Raw genomic sequence first — 21726 nt, forward strand, 5'->3', positions numbered from 1 at the left:
TGCGCGCCACCTTCTCCCGACGGGAGAAGGGTCATCGCGCCGTGGCAGCGTTGAAGACGCGCGCGCAAGGATGCGTCGCACGCGCGCACCTCGTCCCGCCACCTCACTCCGGCGGCAACACCACATCCGGCTTGACCGCTTCGGGGCTGACCCGCTCGATGGTGTGGCGCAGCTCGCGCCCCAGGATGAACTTGGCATCCTTGGCCCATGCATCCAGCCGCTCATCGAACAGCAACTTGCTGTTCTCGTCCGGCCACACCAGGCGCAGCTCGCGTAGTTTCTGGATGAAGCTGCGGAACAGGGTCTTGTCGAAGAATTCCGGCGCAGCCGGTGCGTACAACAGGCTCAGACGCTGCGCGGCCTGCTGGCACAGGCTTTCCAGTTCGCCGGCGCCGAGCACGCCGGGGCCATTCTTCACCAACACCGAAATGGCGATGTAATAGCGCTCGAACGCCTGCTGCAGCGAGTGGCCGATTGCACGCAGCCGGAACACTTCATCGGTCTGCCCGGTGTTGCGCGCCAGGATGCCGCCATCGTCGTCGGTGACGTTGAGCAGCAGGCCTTCGCGGACGAACATCTCGATGGTCTGTTCGATGCGCTCGGCAAAGCGGTCTTCGCTCCACGGCAGGAACAGCTCGGCCTGCAGGAACGGGTATACCGTGCGGCCCAGGCGGATCAGGCCGGCGCGGCTCATGCGGCGGTTGTTCTGGAAACAGCAGGCCACCCACGAGGAGGCGGTGAACAGGTGCAGCACGTTGTTGCGGAAGTAGCTCAGCAGCACCGCGGTATCGCCGCTGACGCTGAGCACATCGCCCAGCGGGTGCGACACACGCGTGAGCACGTTGATCTCTTCGGCATGGGTGATGATGCGCGCCGGCGTATGCGGGGTGACGGTGACGCGATCGGAATACGGCATTTCCGCCAGCAGCTTCTTGCACAACTCGATCTGCGCGATCAGGTCGGCCTCGCCCATTGCGTGCTTGGGGGTGGACAGCAAGGCCAGCGCCAGCAGGTTGATCGGATTGACGTCGGCGGCGCAGTTGATGCGGGTCTGGATCTGCGTGGACAGCATGTCCACCGCCGGCGCCAGCCAGGTGGGTTTCTCGTCTTCCGGCAGCGGCTGCCCGTCCCAATCGGGTGCGTGCTTGGCCAGCACATCGTTGAGCGCGATCGGCTCGCCGAAGTTCACCACCACCTGACCGTAGTTCTGCTTGAGCACTTTGGGAATCGACCACAGCAGGCCCCAGATGGATTCCTTTTCCTTCGGCCGGCCAGTGAGCTCGTCGAGATAGCTGTTGCCTTCCATCAGCTTCTCGTAGCCGATGTACACCGGCTGGAACAGCACCGGCTTGCGTGGCTGGCGCAGGTAGGCGCGCAGCGTCATCGCGATCATGCCGCCCTTGGGCTGCAGCAGGCGCCCGGTGCGCGAGCGCCCGCCTTCGACGAAGTATTCGATCGAATAGCCGCCAGCCACCAGCTGGGCGACGTATTCGCTGAGCACTGCCGAATACAGCGCGTTGCCCTTGATCGAGCGGCGGATGAAGAACGCGCCGCCCTTGCGCAGCAGCGTGCCCACCACCGGCAGGTTGAGGTTGATGCCGGCCACGATGTGCGGCGGCACGATGCCGCGTTCGTACAGCAGGTAGCTCAGCAGCAGGTAGTCCATGTGGCTGCGGTGGCTGGGCACATACACCACTTCATGCCCGGGCGCGGCCTGCTTGAGCTTGTCCAGGTGGTGCACCAGCACGCCGGCGTAGATGCGGTTCCATACGTGGGTGAGCAGGAAGCTGGCCGAGCGCACCACCGGGCTGGAATAGTCGGCGGCGATTTCCCACGCATAGGCATGCGCCTTGCGCCAGGCATCGACCGGCTTGGAGTTGTCGCGCTTGGCCTGGGTGGCGATGGCCTCGCGCACCGAGTCGGCGGCCAGCACCTGGTCCACCAGCAGGCGACGGGTGGACAGGTCCGGCCCGATCACCGCCTCGCGGATGCGCCGGAAGTGGGTGCGCAGCACGCGCTGCAACTTGCGCAGGGTGCGCTCGGGCGGCAACCCCTCGGCCATGGTCTGGCGCAGCGAGATCGGCGGCGCGAAGCGCACGATGGTGGTACGGCCATTGAGCAGCACCGCCAGCAGGCGGCGGAAGCGGCCCACCAGCGCCCAGTTTTCCGAGAACAGCACCGCGAACCAGCCGCTCTGCTTGTCCGGCGCGCGGCCGACGAAGATCGACACAGGCACCAGATGCACGTCCAGGTCGGCGCGCACGCGGTGCGCCTGTAGCAACTTGGCCAGCGAATCGGAATGGGTCTTGCCGCCGCGCTGTTCGGGAATCAGCGAATTGCTGCTGCTGCGCCGCGACAGCGCCAGATAGGCGCGTTTGCGCTGCAGCGGGTCGCCCGGCAATGGCACCAGCGGCGAGGGCAGCCCGGCCTCACGGCAGGCCTTGTCCAGGATCAGCGCGCTGGACAGGCCGTAGTCCTCCAGCACGTAGACCACCGGCGCGCCGTCGTCGTAGCGGCTCGGCTGGTCCGGCTCGATGGTCAGGCTCAACCACGGGTCGGCCAGGCGCCCGAGCAGGCGCGCCCACCAGGGGCGTTTGGCCTGCCGCGCAGCGGCCGGCAGCGGCACCGCGGCCGTTGGCGCATCCGGCGGCACTGGCGATGCGGCGGGCAACGGCGAGGCGGCCGCCGTCGCGCCAGGGGCGGCGGCGTCGGAGGCGGTCGGGGCGGGCTGGCCGTCAGGAAACGGCAGGGGGTTCTGTTCTGGCATCGCCGTCATTATCGCCCAGCCGGGCGCTGCCCGGCGTCTGCCGGCGCCGCGTCGGTGCCTGCCGCGGCCTCGGGTAGGCCCGGTGTCGGCTGCGCGTGCAGCAGTGCGGCCACTTCGTCCTGGGTCTGTTGCTGGTACCAGTGGCCATCGCGTTTGATCAGCGCCACGGTCAGGTCGATATCGTGCGCGGCCAGCGGATACCGCAGCCGGACCTGCGCGCTGTCGCCCTGCTGCTTGACCAGGCCGGTACGCAACGCATCCAGGCTGCTGTCGATCGACAGGTCGTAGCGCTCCAGCACCTTCTTGCACGCCGCCCAGAACGGCCCGAGCCGGCGCAGGCTTTCTTCCATGCCCAGCTGCTGCAGGTCGGCGTCGGAGGTAATGCCGGTGGCGCGCGCGGCGGTCACCAGATCGGCGATGCTGGCCTTGGCACGCGGACGGTCGGCCAGCGGCGCGGACGCGGCCCAGGCGCTCAGCGCATCGACCAGTTGCACATAGTGCGCCCGCTGCTCGGGCTGGTAGTCGCTGCGACTGCGCAGGTACTGCACGCCGAACTGGCCCAGCGACTGCGCTGCCTGGGCAATGCCCCGCGACTGCCCGGCCAGCTGCGCATCGAAGGCCTGCTGCAGGCGGCGCTCGGCATCGGGGGCCGACAACGACCCCAGCAGGGCGCCGGTTTCATTGGGCAGCGGCAACTCGGTCAGCGGCCAGCGGCTGGTGCCACTGCGCCAGGCCGCTTCCAGCTGGGTGTATTGCGCAGGCGTGACCCGGATCCGCGCGTAGGCCACCAGGTCGTTGCGCCGCAGCGGCAGCGTCATCGACTGCATCGCGGCGGCCGGCTCGGCCTTGGCACCGGGCAATGCAACGGCGGTGTCGTTGCGTTGGCAGCCGCCGACGCACAGTGCGGCCAGCACCACCCACGCGATGGACTGGAACCGGCCTGCGCGGACGGTGGATGGCGACATGCGCACGATGTTCCCCTGATCGATCGGCGCATCTTGCTGTCTGAATGCACTGGCGGCAAGGCACGTGGTCACCGTACGCTGCGGTACGCATCAAAGATGTTACGTTTTCGTAGTTCCTCGCCTGTCGCCAACCGGTGTCTGACCATGACTGCCGTTGTCTCATTCGGACAACTTTGTCCACCAATCAGGTCGCAAGCCTTGCCCCGCCTGTGTTTTGCCCGATGCTGCGGCGCATCATGTAAGCGCTTGCAGTTCCTGCTAGCGTGCGCGCCATCTCGCTTCGAGGTCGCCATCGGATGGGGCCGATGACCTTCATGTGCCTGTGCGACACGAACGTTCGGCACCCGCAGACTGCACGCAGCGCTTCGGCATGCGGCCGTCACCGCCTTGTTTTGGAGAGAGCGCCATGAGTCGGCCACGTTCGGAAGGCGGCAGCGTCACCATCAAGGACGTGGCCCGCGAGGCGCAGGTGTCGGTCGCCACGGTGTCGCGCACCATGAATGGGCACCAGCACGTGGCCGAGTCGGTGCGTGAGCGCGTACTGCAGGTGGCGCGGGTCCTGAACTACATCCCGCATCACGCCGCGCGCAGCCTGAGCAGCCGCCGGACCCACACCATCGGGGTGGTGCTGCCGGATCTGCATGGCGAATTCTTTTCCGAACTGATCCGCGGCATCGACCAGGTGGCACGCGAGCAGGGCTACCACCTGCTGGTGTCCAGCTCGCACGGCGACCCGCAGGCGCAGCGCCGTGCGCTGGAGCGCCTGCCCGGCCGGGTGGATGGGGTGGTGGTGATGTCGCCGTCGTTGGGGGATTCGGGCGTGCACGAAGACGCGCTACCGGGCGGCCTGCCGGCGGTGCTGCTCAATTGCGCCGGCAGTGCCAGCCAGCGCCCGGTGCTCAACGTGGACAACTACGGCGGCGCGCGGGTGATGACGCGCCATTTGCGCGACAGCGGCCACCGCCGCATCGCCTTCATCGCCGGCCCGGATGACAACTTCGATGCGCACGAGCGCCTGCGCGGCTATCGCGATGAAATGGCGGTGGATGCACACGCGCAGCCGTGGGTGCTGCCGGGCAACTTCGACGAGGAGTCCGGCTACCGCGCCGGCCAGGCGCTGGCGCAGCAGGACCGCCCCGATGCGGTCTTCGCCGCCAACGACATGATGGCGCTGGGCTGCCTGTTCGCGCTCGGCCACGCCGGGCTGAAGGTGCCGCAGGACATCGCGCTGTCCGGGTTCGACGACGTGCCGATGGCGCGCTATGTGCTCCCCGCGCTGACCACCATGCGGGTGGACATCGCCGGGCTGGGCGCGCGCGCGCTGCGGCTGCTGCTCGGCCAGCAGTTGGTCGATGCCCCGCCGCCGCCCGCCGATGCGGCGCCGCCAGCGTTTTCTGAAATGGTGCCGGAGCTGATCGTGCGCGCGTCCAGCGCCGCACGCACTGCTACTGACTGCTGACGGAGATGCGCCACGTCGCATCTTCACGAATTCTTTGCGGTTTCTTATGTTTTTTATAACTCCTGATTTGTTGCCGCCATCGCTCCATCGTCCCTGAAACGACGCACCACCCCGCGCCACGCCGACCACTTCCGCCGGTACGCGCCTGACCCCTGGGAGGGGGAAGTCAATGAAAAGCTACCGTAGCGTCTCCACCCTGCCGGCGCGCAGCCTGCTGTGCTGTGCCCTTGCCGCTTCGTTACTGGCGGCCAGCCCGGCCATGGCCCAGTCCAGCAACGCCACCCTGCGCGGACAGGTGGCCGCGTCCCAGGCCGGGACCACCGTGACCGCGACCAATGTCGCCACTGGCGCCACCCGACGCGTGACCACCGGTGCGGACGGCAGCTATGCCCTGGTCGGCCTGCCGCCGGGGACCTACAAGGTGGATGCGGGCCCGGGCACGGAGAAGACGGTGACCTTGTCGGTGGCCTCGTCGGTCAGCCTGGATCTGGGCGCGGGCGGCCAGGCGGCAGCGCCGGCCGCCGACGGTACCGCCACCACCCTGGACACGGTCAAGGTCACCGCCACGTCGCTGCAGGAGGTCAAGACCTCCGAAGTGGGTACCAACGTGTCGCTCAAGCAGATCAATACGGTGCCGCAGCTGACGCGCAACTTCCTGGAGTTTGCCGACACCGTGCCGGGCATGCAGTTCGAAACCGACCCGAACGGCAACAGCCGCATCCGCGGCGGCGCGCAGGCCAGCTCGGCGGTCAACGTCTACATCGATGGCGTGGGCCAGAAGAGCTATCTGTTCGGCGGCGTGTCCGGCCAGGAACAGAGCGCGGGCAACCCGTTCCCGCAGCTGGCGATCGGCGAGTACAAGGTCATCACCTCCAACTACAAGGCCGAGTTCGATCAGGTGGGCTCGGCGGCGATCGTGGCCTCCACCAAGTCCGGCGGCAACGAATTCCACGGCGAGATCTTCGGGCGCACCACCAATACCGATTTCCGCGCGCGCCAGGCCGACGAGCGTGCCGGTGCGCCCAATGCCGACGGCAGCAAGCGCCAGACCCACCAGGACGAATACGGCATGGCCTTCAGCGGGCCGATCGTCAAGGACAAGGCGCACTTCTTCGTCAGCTACGAAGGCAAGGGCTTCGAGGTATCGGCCAACCCGGTCTCGGTGCCGGACACCTTCAGCGCATTGAGGGACGACCTGCCGGCCGGCGTGCAGAGCCGGCTGGGCTCGGTCACCCGTCCGTTCAAGGAAGACCTGTACTTCGGCAAGATCGACTGGGATGTGGGCGAGAACGACCGCCTGGAGTTGACCGCCAAGTACCGCGACGAAAAGAGCCGCGACGACGTAGGCGACCGCAACACCGCCATCGCCGGCAAGAACAACCTCAACACCGAAGAGCGCTACGACCTGCGCTGGCAACATTTCGGCGAGACCTATGTCAACGAGGCGCGCATTTCATACGAGGATGTGCTGTTCAACCCCAACGCCTTCACCCTGGGCAATCAGAACATCTATACCCGCGGCATCGCCGAGGACGATGTGCTGATCCGCGACAACGCCACCAGCGGCCTGGCGATCCAGCGCAAGGGGCAGAAGGGCCCCAGCTTCCAGAACGACCTGACCCTCAACAGCATCGACTGGCACGGCAGCCACGTGATCAAGATGGGCGTGAAGTACAAGGAAGTGGAACTGACGCAGAGCGAGAATTCCGCGGTCAATCCCTCGTTCTACTACGCGGTCGCCGATGGTCAGGGCACGGCCCCGATTCCGTACCAGGTGCGCTTCAACCTGCCGTTCGCCGGTGCCGCGCCGTCGGTGACCACCACCAGCAAGCAGCTGGGCCTGTACATCCAGGACGACTGGGACGTCAACGACAAGCTGCAGCTGAACCTCGGCGTGCGCTGGGACGGCGAAAAGATCCCGTCCTACCTGGACAACGTGACGCCGCCGGAAGTGGTGGCAGCCTTGAATGGCCCCGGCACCGACCCGGCCGTCAGCGCCACCTATGCCGAGCAACTGGCCAAGGGTGGAGTGAACATCAACGACTACATCAGCAACGGCCGCAATCGCAAACAGGACAACAACAACTTCGCGCCGCGCCTGGGCTTTTCCTACGACTTCCGTGGCGACGAATCGCTGGTGCTGTTCGGCGGTGCCGGGCGCAGCTACGACCGCAACCTGTTCGACGTGCTCGGCCTGGAGCAGGTCAAGTCGGCACTGGCCCAATACACGTTGCGCTTTGCCGAAGCCCCTCCCGGCTGCACGCCGGCACCGGGCACCTGCGTCAGCTGGAACCCGGCCTATCTGAGCGACCCGTCAAGCCTCGGCAGCCTGGTCAACTCGGGCGTGCGCAACGGCGAGATCGACCTGCTCAACAACGACCTGAAGACGCCCTACTCCGACCAATATTCGCTGGGTTTGCGCACACGTCTAGGGGAGTGGAACACCTCGGCCACGCTGTCCTACATTCATAGCAAGGACGGCCTGATCTTCACCTTGGGCAACCGCTATCCCAATGGCGACTTCTTCCAGAACGGCGGCCAGCCGTGGGGCCAGAATCCGCCCGGCTTCGGCTCGCTGCTGATCGGCAACAACGGCGTGGAAACCAAGACTGGCCAGCTGCTGCTGTCGGCCGACAAGCCTTACACGCAGGAAAGCGGCTGGGGGCTGACCGCGGCGTACACCTTCTCGCGTGCGCGCGGCAATCGCGGCAACGACGATCGCTACGGGTTCGATGCGGCCACCATCGCCGACTATCCGTTCCTGGACCTCAATGCGGTCCCGCGCCACCGCCTGGTGTTGACCGGCATCTACGATCTGTTCTGGGGCATCAGCGCCTCGGCCAAGCTGACCCTGGCCACGGTACCGCCACGCAACGAGGCGGTGTCCTACGACCAGTACGGCGGCCAGCCGTCGGACAACATCCGCATCGTCTCGGTGGATGCGCCGGGCGGCAAGTTCATTGCCGGTGGCGATATCTTCGGCACGCGCCAGCTGGATCTGTCGCTGTCCAAGGACATGCACGTGACCGAGACACTGACCGTGCAGGTCCGCGGCGACCTGATCAATGCGCTGAACTTCCGCAACTACGATCAGTACGCCATCGACTGGGGCCAGAACGGCGTCTACAACCCGCGCGCCAGCATCAATCAGTACGGTGCGCTGTCCACGCCGCCGCGCACGCTGTTCCTGAGCGCGCGCATCATCTGGTAATTCGATAAAAACAACCGATTGGCCAGCGATTGCCAGCACCCGGCGACTGCCCGTGCTGGCAGGTGTACATGGCACGCACCGGCGCATCGCCCGCATGTGCCTTGCCCGTTGAATGCCGATGCGCCGCATCGGCCACGCGCCGCCAAATGCGTTCCCCGTCTCGACCCGTGCCTGAAGGAGCAGCCGCCCGTCACCGTAGACCTTTGCCGTTCTTGCAGCCACTGGGCTGTTGTTGCCTGCCGTTCCCGTGTTCCACACCAAAGCACCAACCCAACGCGCCAGTCACTCCACTGCGTCGCGCTTTACCCCTGGGAGGGGGAAAGTCATGAAGAATCACCGCACCGTCTCCACCCTGCCGGCGCGCAGCCTGTTGTGCTGCGCCCTGGCCGCTTCGTTGTTCGCCACCACCCCGGCCATGGCCCAGTCCAGCAACGCCACGTTGCGCGGACAGGTCGCTTCCGCGCAGAGCGGCAGCGAAGTGGTCGTCACCAATCTGGCCACCGGCTCGGTGCGACGCGCACCGGTCAACGCGAACGGCAACTACACCATCGTCGGTCTGCAGCCGGGCACCTACAAGGTCGAATCCAACGGCGTCAGCCGCACGGTGACCTTGTCGGTGGCTTCCAGCGCCACCGTCGATCTCGGCACCGAGACGGCAACTGCCCCGGCCGGCGATGCGACCACGCTGGACACGGTGACGGTCAGCGCGCCGATGATCCGCGACGTCAAGACCTCGGAAGTGGGCAACACCATCAGCGCGCGCCAGATCCAGCAATTGCCGCAGGCCACGCGTAACTTCCTCGAGTTTGCCGATACCGTACCGGGCATGGTGTTTCAGGTCGACGGCAACGGCAACACCAAGCTGCGCGGCGGTGCATCCAACGCCAGCGCCGGCAATCTGTACATCGATGGCGTCGGCCAGAAGAGCTACGTGCGCAGCGGCGGCGTTGCCGGCCAGAGCGACACCCAGGGCAATCCGTTCCCGCAGCTCGCCATCGGCGAGTACAAGGTGATCACGTCCAACTACAAGGCCGAATACGGCCAGATCAGTGGCGCGGCGATCACTGCGGCCACCAAGTCCGGCACCAACGAGTTCCACGGCGAAGCGTTCTACCGCTATACCGATCAGGACCTGCGCGACAAGCGGCCGGACGAGGAAGAAAACGGCAAGATCGATTCGCAGACCAAGGAATACGGTTTCGCGCTCGGCGGGCCGATCATCCAGGACCGCATGCATTTCTTCGTTGCCTACGAGGGTAAGGAGAACGTGGCGCCCAAGAGCGTGCAGCCGAGTTCCGAGGCGGCGGCGTTCGTCAGCCAGCTGCCGTCCAACCTGGCCAGCCAGTACGGCCCGGCCAACATGCCGTTCGAAGAAGACCTGTTCTTCGGCAAGATCGATTTCGAGCCCACCGACCGCGATCGCATCGAGCTGAGCACGATTTATCGCGACGAAACCCAGACCGCGAATGTCGGCGGCACTAACACGCTGGCGCAGGCCACCGACAAGATCAACAAGGACAAGCGCACCAACTTGCGCTGGCAGCACAGCGCCGACAACTGGTTCAACGAGCTCATCGTTGGCACAGAAAACTCGGAGAACAATCCGACCCCGCGCACGCTGGGCAATGGCATCGTCTACACCTATTTCCAGCCACGTGCCGGTTCCACCGATATCGATGAGCGCACCTTCCTGACCACCGGCTCGGCGGGCGGCCTCAATGCGCAGCGCAAGAGTCAAAAGGGCTGGTTCCTCCAGAACGATCTGACCTTCACCAGCTTCCAGTGGCATGGCGAGCACACCATCAAGATGGGTGTGAACTACAAGGACATCGAGCTGACATCGCAGGATGCGGCGGCGGTGAATCCGCAGTTCAGCTACCGAGTCAACGGTGGCAGCGTGGAATCCACGCCCTACCGCGTGGATTTCGTTGCGCCGTACAACACGCCCGGCCAGCGCGCCACGGTGGTCTCGCCGTCCAAGCAGTACGGCATCTACCTGCAGGACGATTGGGCCGCCACCGACAAGCTGATGATCAACATCGGTGTGCGCTACGACTACGAAGACACACCGGCATACACCGACTTCGTTACCTCGCAAGCCTTCGTCGATGCGCTGTATGCCAACGATCCGGACAACCCCGGCCAGCCGTGGGCCAACCGCCTGCTGCCCAGCGGCATCAACGTGGCCGATTACATCAGCACCGGCAACAACCGCAAGAACTTCAAGGATGCCTGGGCGCCGCGCTTCGGTTTCTCGTATGACATCTTCGGCGACGAAGCGGCCATCGTGCATGGTGGTGCGGCGCGGTCGTACGACCGCAACCTGTTCGAGCAGCTGGCACTGGAAACCAGCAAGGCGGCGTTGTCGCCGGTGGCGGTGTATTTCGAAAATCCGGCAACCCAGCAGTGCTATCGCGCCGACCGCACGTGCGTGGCGTTCGACCCGCGTTATCTGAACGGCATCGATCAGCTCAACACCATTCCCGGTGTGGCCGGCAGCGCCGAGCTCTTCATGTTCAACAACAAGCTCAAGACGCCTTACAGCGATCAGTACAGCATCGGCATCACCAACCAGGTGGGCGACTGGCTGACCGATGTGACCTTCCAGCGCATCCTGAGCTACGACGGCTTTGCGATGGGCCTGATCAACCGTTACCCGGATGGTTCGTACTTCCAGAACGGCAACGTGCCGTGGGGCGAGCCGGTGCCGGGCTACCAGAACACCATCCTGGGCAGCAACGGCCTGGAACAGCGCAACAGCCAGGTGCTGCTGTCGGCCGACAAGCCGTACACCAAGGAATCCGGTTGGGGCCTGACCTTGTCCTACACCCACACCAGTGCGCGCCAGAACCGCAACATCGACGAGCCTTACGGCTTCGACAAGGCCACCATCGGCGGCTATCCGTTCGTGAAGTCCGACGCGGTGGCTGCGCACCGTTTCGTGGCCTCCGGCTCGATCGATATCCCGTGGGGTGTGACGCTGGGTGCCAAGCTGGTGCTGGCCACGCCCGAGCCGATCAACACGATTGCCTGCTTCGGCTTCACCGATCCCGATGGCGCAACCTGCCAACAGGTTGGCGTCACACCTCCGGGCAGCGGCAAATTCCTGGTCGGTGGCGATATCTGGGGCTACCGCACGGTGGATTTCCAGGCCACCAAGGAGTTCACCGTGGTTGGCGACTTCAAGATGTCGGCACGCGTGAACCTGCTCAACGCGTTCAACTTCAAGAACTACAGCGCGTACGCCTACAACGGCTTTGGCAGCAACGGGCAGTTCGATCCGGACATCGCGATCAACACCAGCGGCGAAATCAACTATGTGCCGCGTAGCGTAGTGCTGGAGATCGGCGCAAAGTTCTGATGGATGCGCCTTCCCCACGCATGCGCTGCACGCGTGGGGATCTTTCGCAACGGGGCCGGCTGGCCCCGTTCGTTTGTCTGTCCTCTCTCACCTCAGGAACGTGCAGGCATGATCCCCGCTCCCCTTCGCAACATCGTCATCGTCGGCGGCGGCACCGCCGGCTGGATGGCGGCCGCCGCATTTGCGCGCGTGCTCGGGCCCACCTTTAACGTGCAGCTGATCGAATCCGAACAGCTCGGCACCATCGGGGTGGGCGAAGCGACCGTGCCGCATATCAAGGCCTTCAACAACCTACTCGGCATCAATGAAGCCGAGTTCGTGCGCCAGACCCAGGGCAGCTTCAAGCTCGGCATCGAGTTCGTCGATTGGCAGCGCCCCGGCACGGCGTACATCCATGGTTTCGGTACCCAGATTGGGCATCCGCTCGGGCTGCTGCCGTTCCATCAATACTGGATCAAGCAGCAGCTGCGCGGCAAAGCGCAGCCGCTGGGTGCGTACACGCTCAATACTGTGGCCGCCGCGCGCGGCAAGTTCATGACCTCGGCCGGCGATGTGCCGGCCAACTCGCCGCTGGCCAACATCGCCTACGCGTATCACTTCGACGCCAGCCAGTACGCGCGTTTCCTGCGCGGCTACGCCGAACAGCGTGGCGTGGTGCGTCTGGAGGGAATGGTGGAGCAGGTGCAGCTGCATCCGGAAACCGGCCATGTGCAATCGCTGCAGCTGGCGTCCGGGCAGGTGATCACGGGCGACCTGTTCATCGATTGCTCGGGCTTTCGTGGCCTGCTGATCGAAGACGCACTGCATACCGGGTACCACGACTTCACCCACTGGCTGCCGTGCGATCGCGCACTGGCGGTGCCCTGCGAAAAAGTCGGCCCACCGACGCCGTACACGCGCTCCACTGCGCGCGCGGCCGGCTGGCAGTGGCGCATTCCACTGCAACACCGCACCGGCAACGGCTACGTGTATTGCAGCGCGCACATCAGCGACGACGAAGCCGCTGCCACGCTGCTCGCCAACCTGGACGGTGCGCCCCTGGGCGACCCGCGCCCGCTGCGCTTCACCACCGGGCGGCGCAAGCAGTTCTGGAACCACAACGTGGTTGCGCTGGGGCTGGCCAGCGGGTTCCTGGAGCCGCTGGAATCGACCAGCATCCATCTGATCCAGTCCGGCATTTCCAGGTTGCTGGAGCTGTTCCCACGCGAGGGCATCAGCCCGGTGCTGGTGCAGCGCTACAACGACCGGCTGGCGTTCGAGTTCGACCGCATCCGCGATTTCCTGCTGTTGCACTATCACGCCACCGAACGCGACGACAGCGCGTTCTGGCGGCATTGCCGCCACATGCCGATCACCCCGGAACTGCAGACCACCTTGGACCTGTTCCGCGACAGCGGGCGCTTCTACCGCAACGCCGAGGAGATGTTTGCCGAGATCAGCTGGGTGCAGGTGCTGGTGGGCCAGGGCGTCCTGCCGCAGGGCTATCACCCGCTGGTGGACCAGGTGCCGGATACCGACGCCGAGGGCTTCCTGGCCAGCGTGGCGCAGACCATCAGCCACTGCGTGGACGTGATGCCGAGCCACCAGCAGTTCATCGACCGCTATTGCAAGGCGCCAGCGATACGGTGAGCGCGATGACCGAGCGGCAAGCGACCCGAAGGCAATGCCCCCGCATCCATCGGACCGGTACGCGAACGGCATGGGGGCGATGCGCAAGGTCACCTCGGCCGCCGCCGTGTGCACCAGGCGGTGGCAGTCCGCGCGCACCGAACCGTCGCTTGAAACGTCGCCAAAAAAAAGGATCGGGCACAAGGCCCGATCCCTTCGAAAACCGGGACACGCCCGGTGGACAGTGAGTGGCACAGCTTCCGACTGACATCGGACGCCGGCATGTTAACGAGCCTTTCACATTAAAGCAATGCTTTAATTTTATTCGCTTAACTTATTGATTTTATTCATCTGTGAGCACTGACAGAGCGCCCAGGCACTTTCAGTCCCGATGCTGTATCACCGCCGCGCGGATCTCGTCCTGGATGGCGGTGGCAGCGGCCGCGGGGTCGGCAGCCAGGCGGATCGGGCGGCCGACGACAATCGCATCGGCGCCATCGGTGAAGGCCTGCGCCACGCCCACGGTGCGCTGCTGGTCGTCGCCGACCGGGCCGCCGGGGCGGATGCCCGGGCACACGATCGAAAACGCCGGGCCGGTGGCGCGACGGATCGGGCCGGCTTCCTGGCCGGAGGCGATCACCCCGTCGATACCGGCGGCCTGGGCGGCCAGCGCGCGCTCCACCACCACCTCCACCGGTTCGCGGTCGATGCCCATCGCGGCCAGGTCCGGGCGGCCCATCGAGGTCAGCACGGTCACTGCCAGCAGGCGCATGTCGCCCTGGTTGGCCTCGGCGGCGGCCTGCAGCATGCCGGCGTGCCAGCCGTGCACGGTGCAGTAGCTCACCGGCCACTGCGACAGGCGGGCGATGGTGCCGGCCACGGTGGCGGGGATGTCGAAGAACTTGAGGTCCACGAACACGCGCTTGTTGCGCTTGGCCAGCGCATCGAGCACGTGGAAGTATTCGCCCGACGCCAGCAGCTCCATGCCGATCTTGTAGAAGGACACCGACTCGCCCAGGCGGTCCACCCAGGCGATGGCCTCGTCATGGCCGGGTACATCCAGCGCGAAGATCAGCCGCTCGTGCGCGGCCAGGACTAACGGGGGACGGCTCATCGTGCAAGCTCCAGTGCGGCGCGCTTGGCGTCGTGGCGGGTCTGCCAGGGTTGGGAATAATCGTTGTTGAACTGCGCCGGCTCCCAGCCGCCATAGCTGGGATTGGGCAGCATCCACCAGCGCTCGCCGAACCAGTCGTGGTACTGCTGCAACAGCGCGCCGCGCGCCTGGCTGGTGTTGGCGGTGACCTGCACGAAATCGCCCAGCTGGTCGCCGAACTGCATCAGTACGCGGTACTTCTGCCCGGCCAGCTGGCGGCGGCAGTTCTTCTCGCTGCCGTTCTGCTCGCAGCCTTGCACCACCGTGCCCAGGCCCAGGAACACGCTGTCGTCGGCCACCGGCAGGCCGGCGCTGCGCAGATTGGCCAGGGTGGCGTCCTTCAGGTGCACCGCGCGGTTGGAGATGTAGATCAGCGTGATGCCGCGGGCGGTGGCGGCCTTGGCGAAGTCCACCACGCCGGGAATCGGCTTGGCTTTCTTTTCGGCCACCCACTGGTCCCAGCTCAGCGCGTCGTATTCCTTGCCGTCGCGCAGCAGACGCGCCTGGTACGGCGAGTTGTCCAGCACGGTCTCGTCCACGTCCAGCACCACCGCCGGCTTCAGGCCGGTGGCGGCATTGCCGCGTTCTTCCGGCACCAGCGCGTCCCAGTTGGGTTGCTTGAGTGCAGCGTCCAGTTTGTCGGCCGCAGCGCGATAGGTCTGCTCGGCCACGGCGCGGTATTCCTCCGAGCGCTGCATCCACAGCACCGCGTTGAGGTTGTCGTCGCCGGCCGGGATGGCGGCAGCGGCGGCCGTGGAGGCCGGTTTCGCCGACGCGGCACTGGCTGCCGCCTTGGCGGACACGGCAGCGGCTTGCGCACGCTGGCCCATCACCTCTTGGCCGGGCTTGCAGGCGCTCAAGGCCAGCGTGGTGCAGGCAAGCAGGGACAACGGTGCGTAAAGCGAGGGGCGCATGGCATCCACCAGAACAGGAGCGGCAATGAAGCCCGTGATTTTAGCGGGTTCGCGTGGTGCTGCCCTGCCCATTTCCGCCGCCGACGCGCGCGCCGGCCGGCCTGGCGGGTTGCCGGGCTTGCGGCACGCGGCGGCAAGGACATCGCTCCACTGCCTGCACGGCTCGCTCGCCCGCTGCGGGGCACGCGGAACTTGCCGCCCTCCGGCCAGCAACACGCTGGTCGATGACGCCGGTACACACGCAGCGGGAGATGGCCGCAACACCATCACCACACGGCCCTGAGCCCCGCGCTGCACGGCGACCGACGCGCAGACCGCCAGGCACGGGATCGGCATATCCTTCCCTGCTGATTGCCCAGGAGCTGCCGCATGACAGAGACATCGTCCATCCCCGTGCTCGATACCGCCCAGGCCCGCGTGCTTGGCTGCCTGATCGAAAAAGAGGCCACCACCCCGGACGCCTACCCGCTCACCGTCAACGCCGCGCAGGTAGCCGCCAACCAGAAGACCGCGCGCGAGCCGGTGCTGAATCTGCAGACCGGCGTGGTGCATCACGCGCTGCGCCAGCTGGAAACGCTGGGACTTGTGCGCCAGCAGTTCTCCTCACGCGCCGAGCGCTACGAGCACAAGCTGGGCAGCGTGCTGGACCTGACCCGCCAGCAGGTGGCGTTGATCGGCCTGCTGCTGCTGCGCGGGCCGCAGACCTTGGGCGAGCTGTTCGCGCGCAGCGAGCGGCTGGCGCGCTTCACCGATGCCGACGATGTGCGCCATCACCTGGACAGGCTGATCCAGCGCGGCCTGGCGGTGCAATTGCCGCGTGCCAGCGGCCAGCGCGAAGACCGTTACATGCATCTGCTCAGCGGCGCGCTGGATCTGGACGCGCTGCAGGCCGCAGCTGCCACGCGCCAGAGCACGCCGCGCGGCGCCGACACCGCTGCCCTGGAAGCGCGGGTGCAGAGCCTGGAAGAGCAGCTGCAGGAACTGCGCGCGCAGGTCACCGAGCTGCGCACCCGCGTGGGCGACTAAGCGCGAGGCGCGAGCGGCCGGCGCGGGTCGAAGGCGTTGAGCCACATCGGTGTGCAATAGGCGTTGATCAACCCTGCCATGCAGGCCCCCCTGTGCGGTGGAAAACAGCCGGCAGGGTGACGCAGCGCCGCTCAGCGGTCCACGCCACCAGGGCCGAGGTCGATCGTGTAGTACGCCACGGCCTCGCTGCCGGGACTCAGCACCCGCAGGCTCTCATAGCGCAGCCCCAGCGCTTCCAGCGCGCGGATCGAGGCCGCATTGCCTGGCGAGACGATCGCGCACAGCTGCGTCAATCCCAATACCTGGCGTGCATGCTCCAGCACCGCGCGCCCGGCCTCGGTCACATAGCCCTTGCCGCGATACGCGGGCAACAGCGCAAAGCCGATATGCGGCACCGGCAAGGTCTCGCGGCATAACAGGCCCAAGGTGCCCATGAAGGTGCTTGCCTGCCGCGTTTCCAGCGCCCAGTGCGCGAAGCCGTGTTGTTGCTGATGCGCCTGCGCCCATTCGCGCACATGCTCGCGCGCCTGCTCGCGGGTGCGGATACCGCGGTCGTTGATGCCGGCGATGAACGCAGGATCGTTGACCAGCGCCAGCATCGCCTCGGCATCGCGCTCGGGATCGAGCAGACGCAAGCGCACACGTGCGGTTTCGAGGATCACGGTCACGGCGCACTCCGTTGGCGGGAACCTCAGACTGCCGTGCGGGCATACCGCTGACAAGCCTGGTCACGCGCGCTCACGGGCCCGCGATACTGCGCAGCGTTCCTACCGGGCGCTCGCCGCCGTCGCCAATGTGCTGACATGCATCGGCCACCGCGCCCACGCCATCCACTGCAGGGTGCTCAGTCGAACAACGCCTGGATCGCCGCCAAGCCCGCGCTGGCGCGCTCTTTCTTGCGCTCGGCATCGGCCACCGGGTCGGCGCCGTCGCGCTGCAGCTCCGCTGCCGGAATCTCATCGAAGAACCGGCTCGGCTTCAACCGCACATGCTCGCCGAACTTGCGCGTCAGCTTGCTGTAGCTCATCCACAACTGCTGCTTGGCGCGGGTGATGCCCACGTACAACAGGCGGCGCTCCTCCTGTAGATTGCCTTCTTCCAGGCTGACTTCGTGCGGCAGCACGCCGTCTTCGCAGCCAACGATGAACACATAGCGGAATTCCAGGCCCTTGGACGCATGCATGGTCATCATGCGCACCTGGTTGCCGCCATCGTCCTTGTCGTTGCGCGACAGCAGCGCCAGCTGCGCAGCCAGATCGCTGGCGCTCGCGCCACGCGGGCCGCCTTCGAACCACTCGGCCAATTCGTCCAGGTTGCGCTTGCGGCGCTGGAAACCGGTTTCGTCCTTGGATTGGTTGCGCAGGTCATTGAGCAGGCCGGATTTTTCGGCCAGCATGCGTACCAATTCTCCCGCCGGCATGTCGGTGGAGTGCTGGCGCATCTCGCGCAGGATGTCGGTGAACGCGCTCAGGCCATTGGCCGCACGCGGCGGCAGCTGCTGCAATGCGCCCATCGACTCGGCGGCACGCAACATCGGCACCGACTTGCCGCTGGCAAGCTCGGCCAGTCGCGCCAACGAGGTCGCACCCACTTCGCGCTTGGGCGACTGCACCGCACGCAAGAAGGCGGCGTCATCGTCCGGGTTGACGATCAGGCGCAGCCACGACAGCAGGTCCTTGACCTCCTGCCGCTCCAGAAACGCCGTACCGCCGGTCAGGTGATACGGCACCCGCAACAACTGCAGCGCCTTTTCCAGCGGCCGCGACTGGAAGTTGCCGCGGAACAGGATGCAGAAATCGCTCCACGGCACCTGCTTGGCGGTGCCCAGGAACGAAATTTCGGCGGCCACTTTCTCCGCCTCGTGCTCGCTGTCGCGGCACTCCCACACGCGGATGCGTTCGCCGTCGGCCTGGTCGCTCCACAGCGTTTTCAAATGCTCGTGCGGGTTGTGCGCGATCAAGGCGTTGGCCGCGCGCAGCACGCGGTTGGAGCAGCGGTAGTTCTGCTCCAGCTTGATGATTTGCAGCGCCGGATAATCGCGCCCCATCTGCTGCAGGTTTTCCGGGTTGGCGCCGCGCCAGGCGTAGATGCTCTGGTCGTCGTCGCCCACGCAGGTGAAGTTGCCGCGCGGGCCGGCCAGCATTTTCAGCAGCCGGTATTGCGCATCGTTGGTATCCTGGCATTCGTCCACCAGCAGGTAACCGATGCGTTCGCGCCAGCCCAGTACGATCTCTTCGTTGGCTTCCAGGATCTGCACCGGCAGGCGGATCAGATCGTCGAAGTCCACCGCATTGAAGGTCGTCAACCGCGCCTGGTAGCGCTCGTACAGACTGGCGGCCTCTTTTTCACGATTGCTGCGCGCCGCGGCCATCGCCTGTTCCGGCGACAGACCGGCATTCTTGGCGCGGGAGATCAGGTTCTTGGCGTCCTCGATCGCATCGGGCTTGGCACCATGCATCAGGTCCTTGATCTGCGCGGCGGCATCGTCCGAGTCGAAGATCGAGAAACCGCGCTTCAGGCCGGCCGCGGCATGTTCGATCTGCAGGAACTTAAGCCCCAGCGCATGGAAGGTGCAGATGGTCAGGCCATCGGCGCCGTCGCCGCGGATGCGCTTGGCCACACGCTCGCGCATTTCCTTGGCCGATTTATTGGTGAAGGTGATCGCGGCGATGCGCTTGGCCGGGTAGCGCCCGGTGGCGATCAGGTGCGCGATCTTCTCCACGATCACGCGCGTCTTGCCGCTGCCGGCACCGGCCAGCACCAACAAGGGACCTTCGCAGTGCAGCACTGCGGCGCTTTGCGGGGGATTGAGACCGTGCATAGAGGCTTCCGACAGAGCGCGCCATTGTACCGGGGCTGCTTGCGACTGGCCGACGCGACGGATTCATGTCTCCAGTGCCGCTCGCCCTTGCCCATCACCAGAGGCTGCGCTCCCACCCGCTCGACGGCAGGCATTGCCCCCGCCCAGCCGCGCCATCGCCGCACACACAGGCGCCGCATCCTGCCGCCCGGGCCGGTAAAATCAGCCGATGGCCAAGCTCTACTTCTACTATTCGGCGATGAATGCCGGCAAGACCACCACCTTGCTGCAGTCGGCGCACAACTACCGCGAGCGCGGCATGCGCACGCTGATCCTCACGCCCAAGCTCGATCACCGCGCCGGCAGCGGCGTGGTCGCCTCGCGGATCGGCCTGCGGGCGGACGGGCGCACGTTCGACCACAGCACCGAATTGCAACAGCTGGTCGAACGCGACATCGCCACCGACGGGCCGCTGCATTGCGTGCTGGTGGACGAAGCGCAATTCCTTGGCCGCGCACAGGTCTGGCAATTGAGCGAGGTGGTCGACCGGCTGCGCATTCCGGTGCTCTGCTACGGCCTGCGTACGGATTTTCGCGGCGAGTTGTTCGAAGGCAGCCAGTTCCTGCTGGCCTGGGCCGACGAACTGGAAGAGATCAAGACCATCTGCCACAGCGGCAGCAAGGCCACCATGACCGTGCGCGTGGATGCGCACGGTCATGCCGTACAGGACGGCCCGCAGGTGGAGATTGGCGGCAACCAACGCTACGTCTCGGTCAGCCGCGCCGAGTTCAAGAAGATCATGCGCGGTGAAGGCCGCATCGATCCGTTGCAGATCGCCTTGCCGTTGCCGTCTGCAGGCAGCTAGGTCGTCGCCTGATCGGCCAGCTGCCGCGCCGAGCACGCGCAGGGCAACGCCGATCAGGAACCCGCACGGCTGCTGCGACGTCGCAACCCAGCTATACGATTCATTGCCATCGCTAGACCTTCGCGGGCATGCATGTCCCGCCCCATCGCCGGCATTGGCCGACAGGCGTATCGTGATACCTGCATGGCAGCAGCCGGATGCCCAACCAGGCCCAACTGCTGTCCTGTAAACTGGCGACCATCCACCTCTAGGGAGGCAATACATGGGTCCGCTTCCCGCTGAGCTCCGCGCCGACATCGCGCGCGTAGGCCGACTCTCTTCGGTCCCCGATGTCCTGAATATTCTCACCCGTCTGACCGGCATGGGCTTTGCCGCGGTCGCGCGCGTGACCGAGGCGCGCTGGATCACCTGCCAGGTCCGCGACGACCTGGCGTTCGGTCTGGTGCCTGGCGACGAGCTGCCGCTGGCCACCACGTTCTGCGACAGCGTGCGGGTCAAGGGCAACGCGGTCTGGTTCGGCCACGCCTCGGACGACCCGGTCTACCGCGACCATCCTTCGCCGCGGCTGTACGGTTTCGAAAGCTACGTCTCGGTGCCGATCCGCTTCGACGATGGCAGCGTGTTCGGCACCTTGTGCGCGCTGGATCCGCTGCCACGGGTCATGGACCGGCAGCTGGTGGAGAAGGTCGAGCTGCTGGCGCAGCTGCTGGGCGCGCAGATCCAGGCCGAGCAGCGCGCCGAGGAGAGTGCGCAGGAATCGCAGCGCGCCCGTTGCGAACTCGGGCGCGCCGGTGCCTCGGCACGGCTGCGCGAAGAGTTCATCGGCATTCTCGGCCACGACCTGCGCAATCCGCTGCAGTCCATGCACGCCGTGGTGGACATGCTCGCCATCGACCCGATCAACCAGCGCCAGGGCGGTGCCATCCGTTCGCTGCAGCGCAGCCTGCAGCGCATGGAAGAGCTGATCGACTTCGCCTGCGATTTCGCCCGCGGTATCGAACGCGACTGGCTGCAGCTGGACTACGGCAATGGCAGCGACCTGTCCGATGCGCTCTCGCAGGTGGTGGACGAAACCCGCGCCGCCTATCCCAATCAGGTGCTGTCCACGCATGTGGCCATCGACGAGCCGGTGCATGGGGATGCGGTACGGCTGGCGCAGATGTTCGGCAGCATGATGATCAACGCGGTGGTGCAGGGCCAGCAGAGTTCGCTGATCAAGGCGGTGGCGGTCACCGAGCAGGGCCGTCTACGGCTTGAGGTCTGCAATCTGGATGGCATCGATCCACGCCGGCTGGATGTGCTGCATGCCTCCACGCACGTGCACAGCGGCGGCCGTGCAGTACCGGACGTGGATCTGGGCCTGCATATGGCCGCGCAGATCGCACAGGCGCACCAGGGTGAGCTGCGCATCACCAGCGGCAAGGACGGCACCTGCTTCCGCGTGGAGTTGTCCTGCGCACGGCCGCGTACGCGCCTGCAGCTGATCAACGGCACGACCCCGGCCTGATCGGACTGGCGCCGCGGGACCCCCGGCGGCGCTGCCTACACCGTCACGCGCATCGCCGGCGATTGAAGACGGCAATGCACGTCCCGCGTG

The 21726-nt window shown here is 66.1% G+C and carries 13 protein-coding genes; 7 read left to right on the plus strand and 6 right to left on the minus strand.

Annotated features, from left to right (window positions below):
* Positions 1-103 precede the first annotated feature (103 nt).
* Both plsB and HG421_RS18355 read right to left on the minus strand, forming a co-directional pair.
* Complete coding sequence (gene plsB, locus HG421_RS18350; RefSeq protein WP_169707603.1) at positions 104-2776, minus strand: glycerol-3-phosphate 1-O-acyltransferase PlsB; 2673 nt, start codon at positions 2774-2776, stop codon at positions 104-106.
* Complete coding sequence (locus HG421_RS18355; RefSeq protein WP_169707604.1) at positions 2776-3732, minus strand: hypothetical protein; 957 nt, start codon at positions 3730-3732, stop codon at positions 2776-2778. Before HG421_RS18355 ends, plsB begins: the two co-directional genes overlap by 1 nt.
* Before the next feature lie 406 nt (positions 3733-4138).
* On the opposite strand from HG421_RS18355, the gene HG421_RS18360 reads away from it, so the two are divergent.
* The 4 genes from HG421_RS18360 (at position 4139) to HG421_RS18375 (ending at position 13392) form a co-directional block, all read left to right on the plus strand.
* Positions 4139-5191: a LacI family DNA-binding transcriptional regulator gene (locus HG421_RS18360; RefSeq protein ID WP_169707605.1), complete on the plus strand. Its 1053-nt coding sequence runs from the start codon at positions 4139-4141 to the stop codon at positions 5189-5191.
* Positions 5192-5360: 169 nt separating this feature from the next.
* Positions 5361-8402: a TonB-dependent receptor gene (locus HG421_RS18365; protein WP_169707606.1), complete on the plus strand. Its 3042-nt coding sequence runs from the start codon at positions 5361-5363 to the stop codon at positions 8400-8402.
* Between the two features lie 325 nt (positions 8403-8727).
* Positions 8728-11763, plus strand: coding sequence for a TonB-dependent receptor (locus HG421_RS18370; protein ID WP_169707607.1), 3036 nt, complete (start codon positions 8728-8730; stop codon positions 11761-11763).
* Positions 11764-11871: 108 nt separating this feature from the next.
* On the plus strand, positions 11872-13392 hold the full coding sequence (locus tag HG421_RS18375) for a tryptophan halogenase family protein (protein WP_169707608.1): 1521 nt from the start codon (positions 11872-11874) through the stop codon (positions 13390-13392).
* 361 nt (positions 13393-13753) lie between these two features.
* Here the strand turns inward: HG421_RS18375 and pyrF are convergent, their stop codons facing one another.
* Positions 13754-14485 carry an orotidine-5'-phosphate decarboxylase gene (gene pyrF, locus HG421_RS18380; protein ID WP_169707609.1) on the minus strand — a complete coding sequence of 244 codons (732 nt, stop codon included), beginning with the start codon at positions 14483-14485 and terminating at the stop codon, positions 13754-13756.
* Positions 14482-15447, minus strand: a complete 966-nt coding sequence (locus tag HG421_RS18385; protein WP_169707610.1) for a 5'-nucleotidase, lipoprotein e(P4) family — start codon at positions 15445-15447, stop codon at positions 14482-14484. Before HG421_RS18385 ends, pyrF begins: the two co-directional genes overlap by 4 nt.
* 360 nt (positions 15448-15807) lie before the next feature.
* Here HG421_RS18385 and HG421_RS18390 point away from each other — a divergent pair, with 360 nt between their 5' ends.
* Positions 15808-16464, plus strand: a complete 657-nt coding sequence (locus HG421_RS18390; protein ID WP_169707611.1) for a YceH family protein — start codon at positions 15808-15810, stop codon at positions 16462-16464.
* Positions 16465-16595: 131 nt separating this feature from the next.
* On the opposite strand, the gene HG421_RS18395 is transcribed toward HG421_RS18390, so the two are convergent.
* Both HG421_RS18395 and rep read right to left on the minus strand, forming a co-directional pair.
* Complete coding sequence (locus HG421_RS18395) at positions 16596-17186, minus strand: GNAT family N-acetyltransferase (protein ID WP_266103407.1); 591 nt, start codon at positions 17184-17186, stop codon at positions 16596-16598.
* 122 nt (positions 17187-17308) lie between these two features.
* Positions 17309-19285, minus strand: a complete 1977-nt coding sequence (gene rep, locus HG421_RS18400; RefSeq protein ID WP_169707613.1) for a DNA helicase Rep — start codon at positions 19283-19285, stop codon at positions 17309-17311.
* A gap of 208 nt (positions 19286-19493) precedes the next feature.
* Here rep and HG421_RS18405 point away from each other — a divergent pair, with 208 nt between their 5' ends.
* On the plus strand, positions 19494-20129 hold the full coding sequence (locus tag HG421_RS18405) for a thymidine kinase (RefSeq protein ID WP_169707614.1): 636 nt from the start codon (positions 19494-19496) through the stop codon (positions 20127-20129).
* 262 nt (positions 20130-20391) lie between these two features.
* On the plus strand, positions 20392-21636 hold the full coding sequence (locus tag HG421_RS18410) for a GAF domain-containing sensor histidine kinase (protein ID WP_169707615.1): 1245 nt from the start codon (positions 20392-20394) through the stop codon (positions 21634-21636).
* Positions 21637-21726: the final 90 nt, after the last annotated feature.

Source organism: Xanthomonas campestris pv. badrii (assembly GCF_012848175.1).
GTDB classification, from domain to species: domain Bacteria; phylum Pseudomonadota; class Gammaproteobacteria; order Xanthomonadales; family Xanthomonadaceae; genus Xanthomonas; species Xanthomonas campestris_C.

What these genes read in the sequence shown, in the direction of transcription:
- plsB (WP_169707603.1), bottom strand. Translation starts at nt 2,776, where the DNA reads ATGACGGCGATGCCAGAACAGAACCCCCTGCCGTTTCCTGACGGCCAG.
- HG421_RS18355 (WP_169707604.1), bottom strand. Translation starts at nt 3,732, where the DNA reads ATGTCGCCATCCACCGTCCGCGCAGGCCGGTTCCAGTCCATCGCGTGG.
- HG421_RS18360 (WP_169707605.1), top strand. Translation starts at nt 4,139, where the DNA reads ATGAGTCGGCCACGTTCGGAAGGCGGCAGCGTCACCATCAAGGACGTG.
- HG421_RS18365 (WP_169707606.1), top strand. Translation starts at nt 5,361, where the DNA reads ATGAAAAGCTACCGTAGCGTCTCCACCCTGCCGGCGCGCAGCCTGCTG.
- HG421_RS18370 (WP_169707607.1), top strand. Translation starts at nt 8,728, where the DNA reads ATGAAGAATCACCGCACCGTCTCCACCCTGCCGGCGCGCAGCCTGTTG.
- HG421_RS18375 (WP_169707608.1), top strand. Translation starts at nt 11,872, where the DNA reads ATGATCCCCGCTCCCCTTCGCAACATCGTCATCGTCGGCGGCGGCACC.
- pyrF (WP_169707609.1), bottom strand. Translation starts at nt 14,485, where the DNA reads ATGAGCCGTCCCCCGTTAGTCCTGGCCGCGCACGAGCGGCTGATCTTC.
- HG421_RS18390 (WP_169707611.1), top strand. Translation starts at nt 15,808, where the DNA reads ATGACAGAGACATCGTCCATCCCCGTGCTCGATACCGCCCAGGCCCGC.
- rep (WP_169707613.1), bottom strand. Translation starts at nt 19,285, where the DNA reads ATGCACGGTCTCAATCCCCCGCAAAGCGCCGCAGTGCTGCACTGCGAA.
- HG421_RS18405 (WP_169707614.1), top strand. Translation starts at nt 19,494, where the DNA reads ATGGCCAAGCTCTACTTCTACTATTCGGCGATGAATGCCGGCAAGACC.
- HG421_RS18410 (WP_169707615.1), top strand. Translation starts at nt 20,392, where the DNA reads ATGGGTCCGCTTCCCGCTGAGCTCCGCGCCGACATCGCGCGCGTAGGC.